Origin of the sequence: Rhodoferax ferrireducens (assembly GCF_031458075.1) — a bacterium.
In the GTDB taxonomy this organism is placed as follows: Bacteria; Pseudomonadota; Gammaproteobacteria; order Burkholderiales; family Burkholderiaceae_C; genus Rhodoferax_B; species Rhodoferax_B ferrireducens_A.
Genome location: NZ_JAVDXT010000006.1, coordinates 86,752 through 106,260, shown reverse-complemented (window position 1 = coordinate 106,260; position 19,509 = coordinate 86,752). Strand labels below are relative to the sequence as shown.

At 65.0% G+C, this 19,509-nt stretch carries 19 protein-coding genes; 7 read left to right on the top strand and 12 right to left on the bottom strand.

Annotated features, from left to right (window positions below):
- The 5 genes from J2X19_RS23680 (at window position 1) to J2X19_RS23660 (ending at window position 6,419) form a co-directional block, all read left to right on the top strand.
- The gene (locus J2X19_RS23680) at window positions 1-930 is read left to right on the top strand and encodes a YncE family protein (RefSeq protein ID WP_310376966.1); all 930 of its coding nucleotides are present in this window, start codon (window positions 1-3) and stop codon (window positions 928-930) included.
- The gene (locus tag J2X19_RS23675; protein ID WP_310376965.1) at window positions 927-2,456 is read left to right on the top strand and encodes a sugar ABC transporter ATP-binding protein; all 1,530 of its coding nucleotides are present in this window, start codon (window positions 927-929) and stop codon (window positions 2,454-2,456) included. Before J2X19_RS23680 ends, J2X19_RS23675 begins: the two co-directional genes overlap by 4 nt.
- On the top strand, window positions 2,453-3,562 hold the full coding sequence (locus J2X19_RS23670; protein WP_310376964.1) for an ABC transporter permease: 1,110 nt from the start codon (window positions 2,453-2,455) through the stop codon (window positions 3,560-3,562). Before J2X19_RS23675 ends, J2X19_RS23670 begins: the two co-directional genes overlap by 4 nt.
- Window positions 3,563-3,579: 17 nt before the next feature.
- Window positions 3,580-4,689, top strand: a complete 1,110-nt coding sequence (locus J2X19_RS23665) for an ABC transporter substrate-binding protein (RefSeq protein WP_310376963.1) — start codon at window positions 3,580-3,582, stop codon at window positions 4,687-4,689.
- 176 nt (window positions 4,690-4,865) lie between these two features.
- A complete protein-coding gene (locus J2X19_RS23660) occupies window positions 4,866-6,419 on the top strand; it encodes a methyl-accepting chemotaxis protein (protein WP_405048738.1) in 1,554 nt (517 codons plus the stop codon).
- A 140-nt stretch (window positions 6,420-6,559) separates the two neighbouring features.
- Here J2X19_RS23660 and J2X19_RS23655 read toward each other — a convergent pair whose 3' ends face one another.
- The gene (locus J2X19_RS23655) at window positions 6,560-6,778 is read right to left on the bottom strand and encodes a SlyX family protein (RefSeq protein WP_116608882.1); all 219 of its coding nucleotides are present in this window, start codon (window positions 6,776-6,778) and stop codon (window positions 6,560-6,562) included.
- Between the two features lie 134 nt (window positions 6,779-6,912).
- Here J2X19_RS23655 and J2X19_RS23650 point away from each other — a divergent pair, with 134 nt between their 5' ends.
- Window positions 6,913-8,601, top strand: coding sequence for an AMP-binding protein (locus J2X19_RS23650; protein ID WP_310376961.1), 1,689 nt, complete (start codon window positions 6,913-6,915; stop codon window positions 8,599-8,601).
- Here the strand turns inward: J2X19_RS23650 and J2X19_RS23645 are convergent.
- The 11 genes from J2X19_RS23645 to atzF form a co-directional block, all read right to left on the bottom strand.
- Window positions 8,598-9,341 carry a GntR family transcriptional regulator gene (locus J2X19_RS23645; RefSeq protein ID WP_310376960.1) on the bottom strand — a complete coding sequence of 248 codons (744 nt, stop codon included), beginning with the start codon at window positions 9,339-9,341 and terminating at the stop codon, window positions 8,598-8,600. The two genes, J2X19_RS23650 and J2X19_RS23645, sit on opposite strands and share 4 nt — an antisense overlap.
- 42 nt (window positions 9,342-9,383) lie before the next feature.
- Window positions 9,384-10,055 (bottom strand): cysteine hydrolase family protein, encoded by a 672-nt coding sequence (locus tag J2X19_RS23640; protein ID WP_310376959.1) that lies wholly within the window; start codon window positions 10,053-10,055, stop codon window positions 9,384-9,386.
- Window positions 10,052-11,665 carry an ABC transporter ATP-binding protein gene (locus J2X19_RS23635; protein ID WP_310376958.1) on the bottom strand — a complete coding sequence of 538 codons (1,614 nt, stop codon included), beginning with the start codon at window positions 11,663-11,665 and terminating at the stop codon, window positions 10,052-10,054. The genes J2X19_RS23640 and J2X19_RS23635 overlap by 4 nt, the downstream gene beginning before the upstream one ends.
- 13 nt (window positions 11,666-11,678) lie before the next feature.
- Window positions 11,679-12,362, bottom strand: a complete 684-nt coding sequence (gene biuH, locus J2X19_RS23630; protein ID WP_310376957.1) for a biuret amidohydrolase — start codon at window positions 12,360-12,362, stop codon at window positions 11,679-11,681.
- Window positions 12,363-12,367: 5 nt separating this feature from the next.
- Window positions 12,368-13,288, bottom strand: a complete 921-nt coding sequence (locus tag J2X19_RS23625) for an ABC transporter permease (protein ID WP_310376956.1) — start codon at window positions 13,286-13,288, stop codon at window positions 12,368-12,370.
- The gene (locus J2X19_RS23620) at window positions 13,285-14,355 is read right to left on the bottom strand and encodes an ABC transporter permease (protein ID WP_310376955.1); all 1,071 of its coding nucleotides are present in this window, start codon (window positions 14,353-14,355) and stop codon (window positions 13,285-13,287) included. The genes J2X19_RS23625 and J2X19_RS23620 overlap by 4 nt, the downstream gene beginning before the upstream one ends.
- 30 nt (window positions 14,356-14,385) lie before the next feature.
- Window positions 14,386-15,504 carry a BMP family ABC transporter substrate-binding protein gene (locus tag J2X19_RS23615; RefSeq protein WP_310376954.1) on the bottom strand — a complete coding sequence of 373 codons (1,119 nt, stop codon included), beginning with the start codon at window positions 15,502-15,504 and terminating at the stop codon, window positions 14,386-14,388.
- Window positions 15,505-15,594: 90 nt separating this feature from the next.
- Window positions 15,595-15,975 (bottom strand): oxalurate catabolism protein HpxZ, encoded by a 381-nt coding sequence (gene hpxZ / locus J2X19_RS23610; protein ID WP_310376953.1) that lies wholly within the window; start codon window positions 15,973-15,975, stop codon window positions 15,595-15,597.
- A gap of 9 nt (window positions 15,976-15,984) precedes the next feature.
- Window positions 15,985-17,406 carry an AtzE family amidohydrolase gene (locus J2X19_RS23605; protein WP_310376952.1) on the bottom strand — a complete coding sequence of 474 codons (1,422 nt, stop codon included), beginning with the start codon at window positions 17,404-17,406 and terminating at the stop codon, window positions 15,985-15,987.
- Window positions 17,403-17,603: a DUF4089 domain-containing protein gene (locus tag J2X19_RS23600; protein WP_310376951.1), complete on the bottom strand. Its 201-nt coding sequence runs from the start codon at window positions 17,601-17,603 to the stop codon at window positions 17,403-17,405. The genes J2X19_RS23605 and J2X19_RS23600 overlap by 4 nt, the downstream gene beginning before the upstream one ends.
- A gap of 22 nt (window positions 17,604-17,625) precedes the next feature.
- On the bottom strand, window positions 17,626-19,353 hold the full coding sequence (atzF, locus tag J2X19_RS23595) for an allophanate hydrolase (RefSeq protein ID WP_310376950.1): 1,728 nt from the start codon (window positions 19,351-19,353) through the stop codon (window positions 17,626-17,628).
- On the opposite strand from atzF, the gene J2X19_RS23590 reads away from it, so the two are divergent.
- Window positions 19,297-19,500 carry a hypothetical protein gene (locus tag J2X19_RS23590; protein ID WP_310377053.1) on the top strand — a complete coding sequence of 68 codons (204 nt, stop codon included), beginning with the start codon at window positions 19,297-19,299 and terminating at the stop codon, window positions 19,498-19,500. The two genes, atzF and J2X19_RS23590, sit on opposite strands and share 57 nt — an antisense overlap.
- The last annotated feature ends 9 nt before the right edge of the window (window positions 19,501-19,509 follow it).

Genomic DNA, 19,509 nt, shown 5'->3' with positions numbered 1-19,509 from the left:
ATGTCCAAAGAAATCCTGCTGCTGGTGGAAAAGTGCAGCCACTGCTTCAGCTACTACGATATTGATAGCGGCACACGCTTGCACAGCGTGCAGCTACCCGAGTTTCCGCATGAATTTGTGGTGGACGCGGCGCAGCGCTACGCCTACATCGGCCACTACGGCGTGGAGACATCGGGCCACCTGGGCCAAGGCGGCACCAGCATCTTCCAGATCGACATCGCCGAAAAACGCCTGGCGCGCACCATCGACATCGCGCCGTTCAACCGCCTGCACGGCATGCAGATCGACGACCAGGACCGTCTCTACGCGCTGAGCGAGGACCGCGCCCAACTGGTGGTGCTGGACCACCCGGCCACCGACACCGCGCCACGCCGCGCCGTGCCCACCGGCGGCATCAAGTCCCACCTGTTCGCGCTGACGCGTGACGGCCAGACCGCCTACGCCATGAACCTGCTGTCGCACACCGTGACCAAGATCAAACCCTATGACGCGACCTTCGCCCCGCAGGCCTGCGCACCCGGCGATAAGCCCGAGGGTTATGCGTTGAGTGAAGACGAGAAAACTCTCTACGTCACCTGCCGCTGGAGCAACACGCTGGCCGCCATCGACACCGCGACCATGCAGGTGACGCGCACTGCGCCAAGCCGCGACGACGCCACCCGTCTGTATCTGTACCGCGATGGCCGCATCGTGGTGACAAACTACGGCGAGCGCTCGCTCAGCGTAGTCGATCCGGTGACGCTGAAGGAGCTGGCCCACATCCCCATGGAAGCCCGCGCCATCGCGCTCAGCTACCACCCCACCAAGCCCCTGGCCTTTGTAAGCCAGGACAACGACAAGCTAGGCTACTTCAACATGGAGACGCTGAAGTTCGACCGCTTCATCGCCACCCAGCGCGAGCCCGACGTGTCGCGGGTGGTGGTGCTATGAACGCGCCGGTTGTCAGCATCCAGAACCTGGGCAAGCGCTTTGGCGGTACCCAGGCGGTGGATGGCGTGTCCATCGACCTGTTCCAGGGCGAAATCCTGGCACTGCTGGGCGAGAACGGCGCGGGCAAGTCCACGCTGATCAAGATCCTGGCCGGGGTCTATACGCAGGACGTAGGCAGCATCAGCCTGCAGGGCGAAGCCGAATCCACCTGGCGTGCCCGCCCCAAGGACCAGCAGGGCATCGCCTTCATCCACCAGGACCTGGGCCTGGTGGAGTGGATGACGGTGGCCGAGAACGTAGCCCTGGGCATGGGCTTCCCCAAGCGCCACGGCTTCATCGACTGGAAGCAGGCCGAGCGCAACGCCGCCCGCGTGCTGGGCCACGTGGGCTGCGACATCGACCCGCGGCGCCGTGTTTTCACGCTGACCCGTGCCGAGAAGTCGCTGCTGGCCATAGGCCGGGCACTGGACACCCAGGCCAAGGTGCTGGTACTGGACGAGCCCACGGCCAGCCTGCCGATGGCCGATGTGCAGCGCATGTTCGAGCTGCTGCGCCAACTCAAAAGCCAGGGCGTAGCGATGATCTACGTGTCGCACCGCCTGGACGAGATCATGGACATCTCCGACCGCGCTGCGGTAATGCGCGACGGCAAACTGGTCGGCACCCGCACCACGGCCCAGACCACCGATACCGAGCTGGTAGAGCTGATCGTGGGCCGCAAATTTTCCGGCACTCTGGCCAAGGCCGATGCGCGCAGCCGCGAGGTGGTGCTGCAGCTGGACCAGGTGTATTCGGCCAATGCGGGCCCGGTAAGCCTGGATGCGCGCAAGGGCGAAGTGCTGGGCCTGATCGGCCTGCGCGGTGCCGGCCACGAGGCCATCAGCCGCGCGCTGTTCGGCCTGGCCGAGGTGTCGCAAGGCCGCATGCTGCTGGGCGGCAAGGCCATCGCGCCGCGCAACCCGGCGCACGCGATCGCGCTAGGCGTGGGCCTGGTGGCGGCTGACCGGCTGGCGGAAAACCTGGGTGCCAACTTGAGCGTGCAGGAAAACCTGTTCCCCAACCCGGCCCTGGTGCTGGGCTCGCTGCTGGCCCGCTTGCGCCGCACCACCGAGGAAAAACAGGCCCGCGCACTGATCAAGCAGTTTGACGTGAACCCGCCCGCGCCCCAGGCCGATGTGCAAAACCTCAGCGGCGGCAACCAGCAAAAAGTAGTGCTAGCGCGCTGGATCAACCTACGGTTGCCGCTATTGATTTTGGAGGAACCCACCGCCGGCGTGGACGTGGGCGCCAAGCGCCAGATCTACGACATCCTGCGCGAGCAGGCCAATGCCGGCGTCTGCGTGCTGGTGGTGTCCACCGACTTCGAAGAGGTGGCCAACGTCTGCACCCGCGCCCTGGTCTTCCGCGACGGCCAGGTCGCCACCGAACTCACCGGCGATGCGCTCAGCGTGGCCGGCCTGCTGGTCGCCGCATCAGGCCAGCAAAACACAACAACAAGCCAATTAACGGAGACAACCACACCATGAGCAGTTCCATCAAAGCCACGGCGCTAGAGCCGGACCCATCCTTCGACAGCCAGCACAAAGGCTTGCTGGCCGGCATCGGCCAGTTGATCCCGGTATACGGCCTGCCGGCCCTGGCGCTCGGCCTGATCCTGCTGTTTTCCATCCTGCTGCCGGACAGCTTTCCCACGCTGTTCAACCTGCGCTCCATCCTCAGCGACAAATCGGTGATCGCCATCCTGGCGCTGGCCGCCACCATCCCGATGATGACCGGCAAGATCGATTTGACCGTGGGCTACGGCATCGTGCTGTGGCACATCCTGGCGATCAGCCTGCAGACCAAGTTCGGCCTGCCCTGGCCTGCGGCGGTGCTGGTGGTGCTGCTGTGCGGCGCGCTGTTCGGCCTGTTGAACGGCATTCTGGTGGAGCAGGCGCAGATCGACTCCTTCATTGCCACACTGGGCACCGGTACCGTGCTGTACGCCGTGGCGCTGTGGCACAGCGGCGGCCGCCAGGTGCTGGGCGAGCTGCCCGATGGCTTCTTGAACATTGCCGGCTCGGACTTCCTGGGCCTGCCCATCACCGCCTTCTATGTGCTGGCGATTGCGGTGGTGCTGTGGCTGGTGAGTGAGCACACCCCGATTGGCCGGGCGCTGTATGTGATTGGCTCGAATCCCAAGGCCGCCGTGCTCAACGGCATTGCGCTGGAGAAATGCGTGATGGGCGCCTTCGTCGCCTCGGGCACCTTGTCGGCTTTTGCCGGTGTGGTGCTGGCCTCGCGGCTGCAGATCGGCCAGGCCGGCGTGGGGCTGGAATTCTTGCTACCGGCCCTGGTCGGTGCCTTCCTCGGCTCCACCACCATCCGGCCCGGACGCGTCAACGTCTGGGGCAGCCTGGTGGGCGTGGCGATTCTGGCCGTCGGCATCTCGGGCATCCAGCAGTTTGGCGGCGCCTTCTTCGTCGAGCCCCTGTTCAACGGACTGACCTTGCTGGTCTCCATCGGTATCGCAGGCTACGCACAGCGCAAGCGTGGCCAATCCATCAAACGCCGTATTGCCGAGCTGCATATGGCGGTTGCCCCAGCCGCGCCGTCACCCGACGGTGCAACCACCCGTGTCAATTCCCACTAAACCAACAGGAGACAAATATGAAGACACTGACATTCCCTCTGCGCGCCATCGTGCTGGCCACCGCGGCCTTCGGCCTGGCCGGCCACGCCCTGGCCGATGATTTTCTGGACGCGGCAAAAAAGCGCGTAACCGCCGCGACCGTGCCCGTCGACAAATGGGACGGCCCCACCACCGGCCCCAAGGCGGCTGCAGGCAAGACCGTGGTGTACGTGGCAGGTGATTTGAAGAACGGCGGCCACCTCGGCACCTGGCAAGGTGTGCAGGAAGCCGGCAAGGCGATTGGCTGGAACATGCGGGTGATTGACGGACAAGGCTCGGTCAGCGGACGCACCGCCGCGCTAAACCAGGCGCTGGCGCTGAAGCCGGACGGCATCGTGGTCGGCGGCTTTGACACCTCGGAACAAAAAGTGGCTTTCGCCGCCGCCGCCAAAGCCGGTATTCCATTGGTGGGCTGGCACTCTGGCGAGCAACCCGGCCCGAACCCGACCGCCGGCCTGTTCGCCAACGTGACCACCCTGCCTGCTGACGTGTCGGAAACCGCCGCCTCGTGGGCGGTGGCGGACTCCAACGGCAAGGCCGGTGTGGTGATCTTTACCGACTCGCAGTACGAGATCGCCATGTTCAAGGCCCGCGCCATGGAGGCCATCATCAAGAAATGTGGCGGCTGCACCGTGCTGAGCTTTGAAGACAGCCCGATCTCGGAAAGCTCCACCCGCATGCCCCAGCTGACCACCTCGCTGCTGCAGCGCTTTGGCGACAAGTGGACGCACTCGCTGGCCATCAACGACCTGTACTTCGACTTCATGGGCCCCACGTTGCGCGCGGCCGGCAAGAAGGGCGATGGCGAACCCAAGGCCGTGTCCGCGGGCGACGGATCGGAAGCCGCCTACCAGCGCATCCGCTCCAAGCGCTACCAGGCCGGTACCGTGCCCGAACCACTGAACATGCAAGGCTGGCAACTGGTGGACGAGTTGAACCGTGCATTCGCCAAGGCCCCCTGGTCTGGCTACTCTGCCAAGGTGCACCTGGTGACGCCGGACAACGTGGGCAAGGATGGCGGACCCAACAACATCTTTGACCCAGACAACGGCTACCGCACGCAGTACAAGACGATCTGGGGCAAGTAAGCCCCCCGGGGGCAGACCCGCCAAGGTTGCCCCCACCTTTCCCTCCTCGCCCTCCTGCGCAGGCTGTCGAGCAGCAGTGCGGGCTTGCCCCTGGGCGCATGGGAGCGCGCACGCTAACGTGATTCTTCCTCTGAAAGTGCTCCATGAAAAATTTAAGCATCTCGCAAAGATTGGGGGTGAGTTTTTCGGTTGTGATGGGCATCTTTGTGCTGTTTGCAGTCGCCGCCTTCCTGAAGCTGCAAACCGCTTCGCTGGCCTCCGCCGACATGCTGCAGCAGAACGACACCATGCAGACCGCCAACGCACTGGACGGCCATATCCGCCAGAACGCGGTACGCACCATTGCCATCGGCTTCTCGGATGGCAGCGGCCTGGGCAAGCTATTTGGCGAAGCCATCCAGGCGTCGGACACCAAGATCGCGCAGAGCCACCAGGCGCTGCTGGCGTCGGCCACGCCAAGCGCAGCCTCTGGCACGCTGAAGACATTCGACACCCTTTTCACTGCGTGGACCGCGGTGCGCAATGAAATGAACGGCCTGCGCTCCGAGGGTGACGTCGGCGGCTCGCGGGAAATTCTGCAAGAGAAATTTCTGCCGCTGACCGACCAGCTGCTGGCCGCCACCCAGGTGCTGGTGCAGCAACAATCCGACGCGGCCAAGGACTCACAGCAGCAGGTAGATGCGGCCTTTCGGCAGCTCTACCTGACCGGCGCGGGCTTTCTGGTGGTAACGCTGTGCGTGGCGGTCGCTACCTGCCTGGCCTTGTCGGGCGGCATATCCAGAGGGCTGCACGCCGCCGTGACCGCGGCCGACAGCATAGGTGCGGGCGACCTGGGCACGCCCATCCGGGTCACGGCCCAGGACGAGATCGGCAAGATTCTGCTGTCGCTGGAAAACATGCAGCAGAACCTGGTCCAGGTCGTCACCACGGTCATGCAGGGTGCCGACGGGGTGGCCCACTCCTCCAATGAAATCGCGCAGGGCAATATGAGCCTGTCCGACCGCACGGAAAACCTGGCCAGCACGGTGGAGCAAACCACCGCATCGATGGAAGAGCTGTCCGGCGCCGTGCGGCAGAACGCGGAAAACTCGCTACAGGCCAACCAGCTGGCGCTCACCGCGTCCACGCACGCCAAAGAGGGGGCCATGGCCGTCAGCCACATGATCGAGACCATGCAGGGCATCAACGAGTCTTCGCAAAAAATCTCCGACATCACCGGCCTGATCGACGCGATCGCGTTCCAGACCAATATCCTGGCCCTGAACGCGGCAGTGGAGGCCGCGCGCGCGGGCGAACAGGGCCGAGGCTTTGCGGTCGTCGCCAGCGAGGTCCGCAACCTGGCCAGCAAAAGTGCGGCGGCAGCCAAGGACATCAAGCACCTGGTGAACACCAGCGTGGAGCGGGTCAATATCGGTTCGGACCTGATCCACCGCGTCGGAGCCACCATGGAGGCCATCACCCACTCGGTACACAAATTCGAGACCCTGATGAAGGAGATCAGCGCGGCCAGTGCGGACCAGTCCTCCGGGGTGTCACAGATCAGCGATGCGATCCGGCACATGGACTCTTTCACGCAAGAGAACGCGGCCCTGGTCGAAGAAATGGCGTCCGCCGCCAGCAGCCTGAAGCGGCAGTCTTTTGAGTTGCTGGAGTCGGTCCGGTTCTTCCGGCTGAAAGACGGTGGCTTGCGCGTAGCGCCCCAGGCAAAGCACGCATTGGCCCTGCGCTGAGCTTGCCGACCACAGGGATGCATCAGACCGTCAAGCGCAGCCCCTCGGAAAAGCGCCGCGCCGCACTTTCCATTTGCTATAAAAAAAGAAGCTGCTAGCGCAATCCACACCTGCGCTAGAGGCTTTTTTCTTATGTAGATTTAGTAATGCGGTGGCAGGTCGTCGCGCAGGCTGCGCGGCGCGCCCAGGCCGCCGTCGGTAGAGGGCTGGCGCAGGTCGGCGACCTCGCGCACCAGCAGGTCGATCTGCTGTTGCTGGCGGATGATGATCTGTTCCAGCTGCTCCAGCAGGTCTTCGCTGAAGCTGGCCTTGATCTCCAGCGCGGTCAGGCGCTGGTCGGTGTCGTGCGGGTGTTCCATCGGCCTATTGTCTCAGCGCGCCAACTATGTCACCCAAGCGACCCGGGCCTGCAGACCCTAGGGGCTTGCCCGGTAACACCTGCTGACACTCCCCTCCCAGAATGGCCCCAACTGATAACCGACGGAGACACCGCATGGACAAACCCTGGCTGAAGAACTACCCCGCCGACGTGGCGCACGAGATCGATGTCAACGCCTATGGCTCCTTGACGCAGCTGCTGGACGAGTCGTTCGCCAAGCACGCCGACAACCCGTTCTCGGTCTGCATGGAGCGCTGGATGTCCTACCGCGAGCTCGACCAGCTGTCTACAGCGCTCGGTGCCTGGCTGCAAGCCCAGGGCCTGGCTCCCGGCGCCCGGGTCGCCATCATGCTGCCGAATATTCCGCAATTTGCCGTCACCATGGCGGCCGTGCTGCGCGCCGGCTATACCTGCGTGAACGTGAATCCGCTGTACACCCCGCGCGAGCTGGAGCACCAGCTGAAGGACTCGGGCGCCACCGCCATCGTGATCCTGGAGAACTTCGCCCGCACCCTGGAAGAAGTGGTGGACCGCACCCAGGTCCAGCATGTGGTGCTGGCCAGCATGGGCGACCTGCTGGGCGCGGTCTTTGGTGCGGTGGTCAACTTCATGGTCCGCCATGTAAAGAAGATGGTGCCCGCCTTCACCCTGAGCCCCAGCACCCGGCTGAAGATCACCCACTTCAACGCCGCCCTGGCCGACGGCCGCGGCCGCCAGCTGCAGCGCACGGCCAGCACGCTGGATTCGGTGGCCTTTCTGCAGTACACCGGCGGCACCACCGGCCTGTCCAAGGGCGCGATCCTCACCCACCGCAACATCGTGGCCGCCGTGCTGCAGGCCGAGGCCTGGTTCAAGCCGGCGCTGGCGCGGGTCGGTGACCCGCACAAGGTCAACTGCATCGCCGCCCTGCCGCTGTACCACATCTTCGCGCTGACCCTGTGCCTGATGGGCATACGCCTGGGCTCGCACATGACGCTGATCCCGAATCCGCGCGACTTCGGCAAGTTCATCGCGACGCTGAAAAAGCGGCCTTTCCACTTGCTGCCCGCGGTCAACACCTTGTTCAACGCCCTGCTGCTGCAGCCGGACTTCAAGACCATCGACTTCTCGCAGCTGTGCGTGTCGCAGGCCGGCGGCATGGCGGCCTCCGAGGGCACGGCCCAGCGCTGGCTGGAGGCCACCGGCTGCCCTATGGTCGAAGGCTGGGGCATGAGCGAAACCTGCGCCATCGGCACCAACAACCCGGTACTGGCCAAGACCTTCAGCGGCACCATCGGACTGCCCCTGCCCAGCATCGACCTGGCGATCAAGGACGACGACGGCACCGACCTGCCGCTGGGCGCGGCCGGCGAAATCTGCATCAAGGGCCCGAACGTCACCGTGGGCTACTACAACCAGCCGGAGGAAACCGCCCGCTCGTTCACCGCTGACGGCTATCTGCGCACCGGCGACATCGGCATGATGGACGAGCGCGGCTATACCCGCATCGTCGACCGCAAGAAGGACATGATCCTGGTCAGCGGCTTCAACGTGTTCCCGAACGAGCTGGAAAACGTGATCTCGCTGTGCCCTGGCGTGGTCGAATGCGCGGCTATCGGCGTGCCCGACGAGAAACAGGGCGAAGCCATCAAGGTGTTTGTGGTGAAGCGCGACCCAGCGCTTACCGAGGCCGATGTGATGCTGTTCTGCAAGCAGCAACTCACCGGCTACAAGCTGCCCAAGTCCATCGAGTTCCGCAAAGAGCTGCCCAAGTCGAATGTAGGCAAGATCCTGCGCCGCGAGCTGCGTTCGCCGACGACTTAAGTCGCCGGGCTTTGGCCCACCTGCCGGGCCACATGCACCTGGTGCAACGTGATCTTGCGCACCTCGGCCTGGCTGGCCTGGATATGGGCGCGCAGCAGCATCGCGGCCTGGTCGCCGCGCCGGCTGCGGATGGCCTTCAGAATCTTCGCGTGCTCGTCGTAGGTGGCGGTGATGCGCGCCTGCTTGGTGAAATCCAACCGGCGAATGATGCGGATGCGCTCGGTCACGTCGCTGTGCACGCGGGCCATCTCGGTATTGCCAGCGGCCCGCACCAGTGCGCAATGGAATTCCTCGTCCCACTGCGCGACCTGCAAGGTGTCGGTGCTGCGCTGGGCCACGGGCACCAGCCAGATGGCGATCAAGTCATCCAGCAACTGGTGGTTGATCTGGATATGCGGAGCGGCCGCACCCGCGCCGCCTTCACACAGGCGGTGGGCGGCGGTAGTCTCCAGCACCATGCGCAAGTCGTATAGCTGCTCGAACTGGTCAAAGTCGAACGGCAGCACACGCCAGCCGCTGCGGAACAGCACCTCCACATAACCCTCTTGCTGCAGCCGGGTCAGCGCCTGGCGCACGGGGGTGCGCGACACGCCCAGACGTTCGCTGATCTCGTTTTCGGTAAAGCGGTCGCCAGGTACAAGTTTGAACTCGGCCACGTCGCGCTTGAGCTGGGCATACACCTCTTCTGCGCGCGACCGGTATACGGCGGGTTCTACAGGGGAAATGGGGGTTGGAGTCAAGGAGTGCACAGGGCAAACTTTAGCAGGCGCCACGTAACCCGCTCACAGCGCGGCCAATGCCCGCAGCACCGCCGTACTGGGTGCTGTCCAGCCGACGATGCCGCCCTGGGCCCGCACCATCTCCAGCGTGGCCGCCTTGAACTGCGGAAAGTAGCTCTCGGTGCAGTCCTCCAGCAGCAGGCCGTCATAGCCCCGGTCATTGGCTTCGCGCATGGTGGTTTGCACGCAGACCTCGGTGGTCACGCCCATGAACAGCAGCTGCTGGATGCCGCGCTGCTGCAGCATCTCGTGCAGGCCGGTGGCGTAGAACGCGCCCTTGCCCGGCTTGTCGATGACGATCTCGCCCGCCACCGGCGCCAGTGCGTCGATGATCTGGTTGCCCGGCTCGCCGGCAATCAAAATACGCCCCATATTTCCCACATCGCCGATGCGCAGCGCCGGGCTCCCCCGGTTCAACTTGGCCGGCGGGCAGTCGGACAGATCCGGCTTGTGCGCCTCGCGGGTATGCACCACCAGCCCCCCGGCCTGGCGCCAGGCCGCCAGCATCGCCTGGCTGGCCGGCACGATGGCTTCCAGCAGGGCCACGTTATTACCCAGGGTTTCGCCAAAGCCGCCGGGTTCGATGAAGTCGCGCTGCATATCGATGATGACCAGAGCGGCGCGGGCCATATCCAACGGGTAGTCGAACGGCAGCGCGGGGATGTTCAGGCTCATGCGGCCTCCTTGTGGTCGTCGTGGCCACCGCCCATGTGGGCACCCAACACGTGGCGCTCGGCGGTGGCGGCCGGGGTTTCGAACACGATGCGGCCTTCGCTCATCACCACGATGCGGTCGGCTAGCTCCAGCAATTCGTCCAGGTCTTCGCTGATCAGCAGCACCGCACCGCCGCGGTCGCGCACGCCAAGGATGCGGCTGTGGATTTCGGCCACGGCGGCGAAGTCCAGGCCGAACACCGGGTTCGCCGCGATCAGCACATTGATGTCGCCGGCCAGCTCGCGCGCCAGCACCGCGCGCTGCACATTGCCGCCCGACAGGCTACGGATGGGTGCGCCCTCGCCCTGGGTCTTCACGCCGTATTCCTTGATCCAGTCGCGCGCCCGGCTGCGCCAGGTGGAAAAGCGCAGCAAGCCACCGAGGTTCAGCGGCGGCTGGTCAAAGTCGCGCAGCGCCATGTTCTCTGCCACCGACAGGTCGCCTACGCAGGCATTGCGCAACGGCTCTTCCGGCAGGCTGCGTACCTTCAGGCGGTGGTTGTCAGAGCGCCGCGCCGCGTAGTCCTCACCCATCACCTGCACGCGGCCACCCAGGCGCACGCGCTGGCCGACCAGCGCCTCCACCAGCTCGCGCTGGCCGTTGCCGGAGACACCGGCCACACCCAGTACCTCGCCCTTGCGCACCGCCAGGCTCAGGCCGTGCAGTGCCAAAGTGCCACGGTCGCCCTGGGCTTTCAGGTCGTCTACCTGCAAAGCGATAGGCCCGTCATTTGCTGCATTTTGTGTAGCACGCTGCGCAGGTAATTCCTGCGCCAGAGCACTATTTTTCTCTGAACTTTCACCCATCATCGCCTGGGCCAGGGTGCGCGTTAACTCTTGTGGTGCAGCATCGGCCACGCGGCCGTGGTGCACCGCCTTGCCACGGCGTAGCACGGTCACGCCATCGGCATAGGCCAGCACCTCGCGGAACTTATGGGTGATGATCAGCACGCTGCACTGGCCGCTCTGGGCGAAGGCGCGCACGTGGCCCAGCACCTCGTCGGCCTCTTGCGGCGTCAGCACCGAGGTGGGTTCGTCCAGTATCAGCAGGCGCGGCTTCAGGTACAGCTGCTTCAGCAGCTCCAGCTTCTGCTTTTCACCGGCGGCCAGCTCGGCCGGGCGCGCGTCCAGGTCCAGGCTGAACGGCGTGGTGGCCAGAAAGGCTTTCAGCTCGGCGCGCTTGGCGGTCCAGTCGATCACCGCCGGCAGGGTGCCACCGGCCAGCAGCAGGTTCTCGGCCACCGTCATGCCCGGCGCCAGCGTGAAATGCTGGTAAACCATGCCGATGCCCAGGCTGCGGGCGACGATGGGATTCGCGATCGCCTGCTCGCGTCCGTCGAGCATGATGCTGCCCTCCTCCGCGCGCTGGAAGCCCGCCACGCATTTCACCAGCGTGCTCTTGCCGGCACCGTTCTCGCCCAGCAGCGCATGTACGGTGCCGGGCTCCACGCGCATCGACACACTGTCCATCGCGGTAAAGCTGCCGAAGCGCTTGGTCAGCAGATAGGTCTCCAGCGCCAGAGCGCCGGTGCCAGCGGGAAGCGCGCCAATCGGGGTGGAGTCTGCGGCCATGGGCTTCCTCGGGTTAAACAACGTCGAGCAGTGCGGCCGATGTCGCATGCGCGCCAAACACGCCACCCTGCATGGTCACCATGTTCAGCGCCGCCTGGTGGTTGGCCGGGTCGGTGGCGGCCGTGCAATCGGACAGCAGCAGGCATTCGTAGCCGCGGTCGTTGGCGTCGCGCATGGTGGTGTGCACGCACACATCGGTGGTGATGCCGGCCAGGATGATGTTTTGCACGCCGCGCTGGCGCAGCACCATGTCCAGGTCGGTGGCGTAGAACGAGCCCTTGCCGGGCTTGTCGATGATGACTTCGCCCGGAAAAGGTACCAGCTCGGGGATGATTTCCCAGCCCGGTTCGCCGCGCACCAGGATGCGCCCGCAGGGGCCGACGTCACCAATACCTACGCCGTCCGCACCGATCTGGCGCGAACGCCAGCGCTTGTTGGCTGGCAAATCCGACAGGTCCGGCCTATGCCCTTCGCGGGTGTGGATGATGTGGTAGCCCAGCGGGCGCAACCGCGCCAGCACATGGGCAATCGGCGCAATCGGCGCACGCGTCAGCGAGATGTCATAACCCATCACATCGACATAGCCACCGACACCACAGAAGTCGGTCTGCATGTCGATGACGATCAGCGCCGTGTTGTCGGGGCGCAGCTGACCGTTGTAGGGCCAGGCGTAGGGGTTGGCAGCAACATAGGCCATGGTATTTACCTCGTAGAAGATAGCTCGCCCGGGCTGCCGACGGCCACGCTGCCGGGCTTGCAAGTCAGCACGAGAATTACCAAAGTCAGCACATAGGGCACGGTATTGAACAGGTGGTAGCCCCAGCCTATGCCCACCGACTGCATCGCCGGGCCGATGGCGCCGGCGCCGCCGAACAGCATGGCCGCACCCACACAGCGCAGCGGGCTCCAGCGCGCAAAAATCACCAGTGCCACCGCGATCAGGCCCTGGCCGCTGGAGATGCCTTCATTCCAGCTGCCGGGGTAGAACAGGGTCAGCGACGCACCGCCCAAACCCGCCATGAAACCACCGGCGGCCGTGGCCGCAATGCGGATGCCCGACACCGAATAACCCAGCGCCCGCGTGGCATTCGCCGAGTCGCCCGCGAGCCGCACCAGCAGCCCCCAGCGCGTGCGCGCAAAGGCCCACCACAGGCCCACCGCCAGCGCGATGCCGATGGGCAGCAGGGCATTGATCTGCAGTGCCGACTGCACTACGCTGGAGCTGCTCCAGCCACCGAGCGGAATGGCCGGAATCTGCGGCGCCTGCGGCTGTATCAGCGGCTTGCCCAGGTAGAAAGCCAGGCCGGTGCCCAACAGCATCAGCGCAATGCCGGTGGCCACGTCGTTCACCCGCGGCAGCGAGCACAGCACGCCGTGCAGAGTCGCCAGCAAGGCGCCGGCGCAGGCGCCGGACAGCACACCCAGCCAGGGCGAACCGGTGAGGTAGGCGCCGCCGAAGGCGCTCATGGCTGACAGCACGAGAACGCCTTCAAGTCCCAGGTTGATGCGGCCGGATTTCTCCGTCAAACATTCACCCAAACTCACGAACAGGAAGGGCGTTCCAACGCGTAAAGCACCCCCCACAATCCCAGCGAATAGAGCCACCCATTGGTCAGCAGTCATGTTGCCTCCACGCCAGCAATAGCCGGTTTACGCATCTTGGAAAACAGCAGCTTCCAGTCCACATCGCGCAGCGCCTCGCTGGCCAGAATCAGCACGAAGGCGATGCCCTGCAACACCATCACCGAGGCATCGGGCAAACCGAGCCGGCGCTGCAGCAGGCTGCCGGCAGCGCCAAAGCCGCCGAACAAAATGGCCACCGGCACGATGGCAACAGGGTTGTGTCGGGCTATGAAGGACACCAGGATGCCGGCATAGCCGTATCCGGCAATCAGTGCGGCATTCGCATTGGTGTGCACGGCGGCCACTTCCACCGCGCCGGCCAGGCCAGCACTGGCACCGCCAAGTGCGCAGGCCGTCAGAATCAATTGCGTGGCGGGCAAGCCCACCAGCTGCGCAGCGCGCGGGTTGCCGCCCACCACGCGGATCGAAAAGCCGGATGCCGTCCAGCGCAGCCACAGCCCCAGCGCCACGCAGGCCAATACGCCCAGCACCAGCCCCCAGTGCACGTCCGAGCCTGCAATGCCGGCGATCAGCAAGCCCTCGGGCAGGCTGTGGGTGGCGGGCTTGTTCAGGCTGGCCGGATCGCGCAGCGCGCCTTCGACCAGATGCTTGAAGACGCCGATCGCCACATAGGCCAGCAGCAGGCTGCTGATGGTCTCGTTGATGCCGCGCGCCTGGCGCAGCCAGCCCGCCAGCATGATCCACAGCGCCCCGGCCAGAGCGCCAGCAGCGCAGGCGATCACCGTGCCCAGCAGATTCGCCGGCAGCGGCAGCATGGTGCCCACTGCGGCACAGGCCAGGCCGCCCAGCACCAGAGCCCCCTCGCCACCAATGATGACCAGGCCAGCGCGCGCCGGCAGCGCCACGCACAAGGCGGTGAGCATCAGCGGCGCCGAGCGTTGCAGCGTGTTCTGCCAGGAGAACCAGTCGCCGAACGCGCCCTTGAACAGCGTCAGCCACATGTCCACCGGGTTGACGCCCGCGAACCAGACGAAGACGCCGAACAGCAGCAGTGCCAGCAGGATCGCCGTGACCGGCAGCAGGATGTCTTTGGCAGTGGAGTGCATGCGAGCTCCTGTGGGCGGGATTGGCGGGATTTAAAAACTGCCTTGCACGCCTTCCACTAGGTAGTTCATTCCCTCCAAAACCGGGTCGGTCTGCTTGAGTACCTTGCCAGCAGCGATCACGGTGGCGCCCTTGTTGTCCTTTAGCGGGCCTTTGAAGATGTCGAAGCTGCCAGCCACCATCTGCACCTTGATGCCATCGGCTTGCTTCTTTGCCGCGTCGGTGACCATGCTGCCGTAGGGCGACATCTTCACGTAGCCCTCTTTCAGGCCGCCGCGCAGGAAGTTGGGGTGCGGCTTGCCGGCCTGGGCCGCATCGATGGCGGTTTTATAGGCGGTGAACCAGTTCCATTCGGCACCGGTGAGGTAGGCATTCGGCGCCAGTTTGGCCTGGCTGGCGTGGTAGCCGCAGACCATCTTACCGCGCTTGGCGGCGGTTTCCACGATGACCTTGGGGCCGTCCACGTGCATGGTGAACACATCGCAACCCTGGTCAGCCAGGCTGTTGGTGGCCTCGGCCTCTTTCACCGCCATCGACCAGTCACCGGTGAAGATCACGCTGCAGGTGATGCCGGGCTTGACGGATCGCGCACCCAGGGTGAAGGCGTTGATGTTGCGCAGCACCTGCGGAATCGGCTTGGCCGCCACGAAGGCGATCTTGCCGCTCTTGCTCATATGGCCGGCAATCACGCCGTTCAGGTACTGGCATTCGTCGATGTAGCCAAAGAAGCTGCCCACGTTCTTCGGGTGCTTGCCCTCGGTCCACATGCCGCCGCAGTGCGAGAAGCGGACATCGGGGTATTTTGGCGCCAGCGCCAGGATGTGCGGGTCGAAGTAGCCGAAGGAAGTGGGGAACAGCAGGCTGGCACCATCCTGGGCAATCATGCCGGTCATGGTCTTTTGCACGGCCGAGGTCTCGGGCACGTTTTCTTCTTCCACCACCTTCACGCCGGGCAGCTTCTTGATCTCGGCAGCGGTCTGCGCGTGCGCCTGGTTGTAGCCATAGTCGTCGCGCGGACCGACGTAGATCACACCCACGGTGAGCGGCTTCTGCGCCAGGGCGCGTGGCGCCCAGCTACCCAGGGTGCCCGCAGCCGTCAGGGCGGCCAGCGTTTGGAGGGACTTGCGGCGGTTCAGGCTGTCAGAGTTCATGCTTTTCTCCAGAAGGTGGGTTACCGAAATGGTGCGCAAGGCAGCGCGTTATCTTGGATACAAGACAGGATGCAAAATATGTGCCCGGGCTCAGGCCAGCAAACTCACATGCGCCGCCACGACGCGCCAGCCCTCTGGCGTGCGCAGCCAGGTCTGGCTCTGGCGGCCGGTTGCGCTGCTGCCTTCTCGCTGGAATTCCACGTTAGCGGTAGCAAAGTCTTGCCCGTAGGTGGTGATCACCGTCTTCAGCAGACTGCGCTGTAAACCTTGGGCCGGGCGCCCGGCGCGGAAGGCCTGGATCGCATCGAAGCCATAGAGGTTCTCGGTAGCGCCGTAGCGCAGGGTGTGCGGGCTGTTCCAGAACAGCTCGTCCAGCACCTCGACGCGGTTGTTCACCAAGGCATCTTCGTAGCGGTCGAACACGGCCTGCACCTCGGCCAGCACTCCGGGCAAATTGATAGCGTGGTCCATAGGGATCCCTCAAAGTTTGGCTACTGGAGCGCGGCACACGCCAGCCGCCTCCAACACCGCGGCGGCGCGCAGCACCAGGTCTTCGCGCCAGGGCGCAGCAATCACCTGCACGCCTATCGGCAAGACCGGATGCGCACCCCACACCGGTACCGCACAGACTGGCAGGCCGATGCAGGAAATCGGCTGCGTCAGCACACCCATGTTCGGGCGCAGCGGCAGGTCGCGTCCGTTCAGATGCATGCGCTCGGCGCCAATCGGCGTAGCGGCGCATGGCGTGGCGGGTGCCAGCAGCAGGTCGTACTTTTCAAACACCTGGGCGGCGGCCCGCGCATACCGGGTGCGCACTCGCTGGGCCCGCGCCACCCAGGCCGCAGGGATCAGCGCGCCGGCCAGAAAGCGGTCGCGCGATAGGGGCTCGAAGTCGCTGGCACGCGCGCGCAAATTGTCCAGATGCAAGGCTGCACCTTCTGAATTGGTGATCAGGAAGGCCGCGGCGCGGCCGGCTTCGACCAGCGGTAGCTCGACCGTATCGCGCGCCCCCAGGGCCTTGGCGACCTTGGCCACGGCGCTGCGGGCCTCGGACAAGGCGTTGTCGTGGAAATAGCCGCCCAGCACGCCAATCCGCAAGCCCTGGATGCCCAGGTCCAGCTCATCTACTACAAATTCTGTAGCACGTTGCGCACATCCTGCGTCCCGGTGCAGCCCTTTTTCCTCATCACCCTGCATCGCGTCGTAGGCCAACGCCAGGTCGCGCACGCTGCGCGCGAACGGCCCCAGGTGGTCCAGGCTGGTGACAAACGGAAAGCTGCCGGTGCGCGGCAGGCGCCCAAAGGTGGGTTTCAGGCCGAAGATGCCGCACAGAGAGGACGGCACGCGGATCGAGCCATTGGTGTCCGAGCCCAGAGTCAAAGGCACCTGGCCGGCTGCCACTGCAGCAGCACTTCCGCCCGACGAGCCGCCGGCCGTAAGGTCCAGGTTGTGCGGGTTGTGGCACGCGCCTTCGTGGCTGTTCTCGGTGGTGAAGCCGTAGGCGTATTCGTCCATGTTCAGCGCGCCGATCAGGATGGCGCCAGCCGCCTCCATGCGCTGCACCAGCAGGCCGTCTTGCGTGGCGGGTGGGCTGTCGCGCTCGATCTTCGAGCCGGCCAGGGTGCGCAGGCCGGCGATGTCAAACAGGTTTTTCACCGCAAACGGCACGCCGAGCAAGGGCAACACGGCCTGGGAACCATCGGCCAGGCCGCTGTCGATTCGCGCCGCACGCTCCAGGGCGCGCGCCGACACCAGGTCGGTGAAAGCGTTGACGCGCCGGTCGGTGGCCGCAATCCGGTCCAGGCAGGCTCGCACCAACTGTGTGGCCGTCACTTCACGGGCCGCCACGGCGTGAGCCATACGGGTGGCGTCCTGCTGCCACCATGCCTTAGTGGACGTCATGGCGCATCTCCGGGCGACACAGGAATGAAGGCCATGGGTGACTCGTCCTGCACCGTCAAGGGCACGGCCTGCACCAGCTCGGCCATGCCCGCAGCCAGGGCGTAGTAGCGCAGCACGCCAGAGCGCGCATCACCCAGCTCCAGGCCCAGCGCGGTGGCGGCCGCATCGACATAGGTTTCCATTTGCTGCTCCGTCATCACCGCGCCTTTCGCTGAAAAATCACCCGGCATGGCTGCCGCTGGCCATGTACGCACGCCAGCCGCCGAAATGCGAAATGTCCGTAGCCCCCTGCAAAGCCTGCGGTTCGCAGATAAAACCTTGTACCGTGCTGCCATCAGCCAGAGCCAAGGTGCCGATACCCAGGGGCGCAGGAATGAGCGCAACGAACGAACCGTAATGCGCTAACGGCATCTCCCATACCTCCACCACGATCTGCCTGCCCAAGCCGGGGGCTACGCGCAGCAGACCGGGTTTGGGCGGCACAGTACCAGGCAAAGCAAACAACTGGTAGTCGGGGGCGGTCAAGGTGCTGGCCAGCAGCGTGGCCTGGCGCTCGGTCAATTGGCTGTTCAAGGGCATACCCGATAGATGGGCGCCCACGACAGCCACACGCGCCACCGCCTGTGGCTGCAGGCCCGGAATACTCTGCGGCGCAGGCAGGGGCAGGTCCACCGCGCCTTGCAGCATGCCGCTGGCGTGGTGGTATCGCTGGCCCAGTTCGGCCAGCTGCCAGTCGCTACCGCAGGGGCCGATCAGCGTGATGCCAAACGGCAAGCCGTCGGGCCGGATGCTGCTGGGCACGGAGATTGCCGCGTAGTCCAGCAGATTAACGAAGTTGGTATAGGCGCCCAGGTTGCGGTTCAGCACCACCGGGTCGGCCTGCATCTGGGCAATCGTGTAGTGAGTGGGAGCCGTGGGCACCAGCAGCAGGTCGATGGCGCTCCTGCCCGCCCACATGGCGGCGGCTTGCTGCCCGTAAGCACGCAGCCGCGCCTGCGCGTCAAACACATCGGCTGCGCTGTAGCCCTGCCCGGCCGCCAGAATACTGCGCACCGGCTCCATCACCTGGTCGGCATGGGCGTCGAAGAAACCGCGCACGGCGGCATAGCGCTCGGCCACCAGGGCGCTGTCGTACAGCAGCGCAGCCGCAGCCGCCAGCGGTGCGTAATCGATGGACACGGGCGTGCCGCCCATCTCCACCAGGCGCTGCATGGCCTGCTGGAACGCCACCTCTGCGGCTGCATCCCCAAAGAACACCAGCTCCGACGGCACACCAAACCGGAACCGTGCAGGAAAGGCGGTACGCGCCAAAACCAGGTCGCGCGAATACGGGTCCAGCGCGTCATAGCCCATGGCCGCCTCCAGCACCCGGGCAGCCGTGCCCACAGTGCGGGCAAAAATGGACACACAGTCCACACTCTGAGCGGCCGGCACCAGGCCGCGGCTACTGATCAGCCCTTTGGACGGCTTGATGCCCACAATATTGTTCAGCCCGGCCGGCACCCGCCCCGAGCCGGCGGTATCCGTACCCAGCGCAAAGTCGACCTGCCCGGTGGCCACCACATAGGCCGAACCCGAGCTGGAGCCCCCCGACACATAGGCGGGGTCGAACGCATTCGGCACCGCACCAAAAGGCGAGCGCGTGCCATTCAGGCCGCAGGCAAACTGGTCCAGGTTGGTCTTACCCAGCAGCGACGCACCAGCCTTGAGCAGCTTGTGCACCACAGCGGCGTGGGCTGTAGCCGCGTAGGCAAAGGCCGGACAGGCCGCCGTGGTCGGTAGCCCCTGCACATCCAGATTGTCTTTGACCGCAAATTGCAGGCCGGACAAAGCCCCCTCCAGCGCATTCGCAAAAGGCGAGTCACACCGCGACAACCAGGCCGAAGGGGCGTGGCCACCAAGACGATCAGCTATATCGCCAGTTTCCAGGATTTCGGTTTGCACCATTTTAAAGCATCCCAACTTGTATCCAAGATAAGATGCAAGCAATGTGCCAATTTGAACGACCACGATGGGCATCTGGCCGAGCTCCTCAAGCGCTGCGTCCTCGGGGTCGGCACCGTGGCCCGCAACGCGCATAAGGGCAAAATTTGAGGAGGTGCG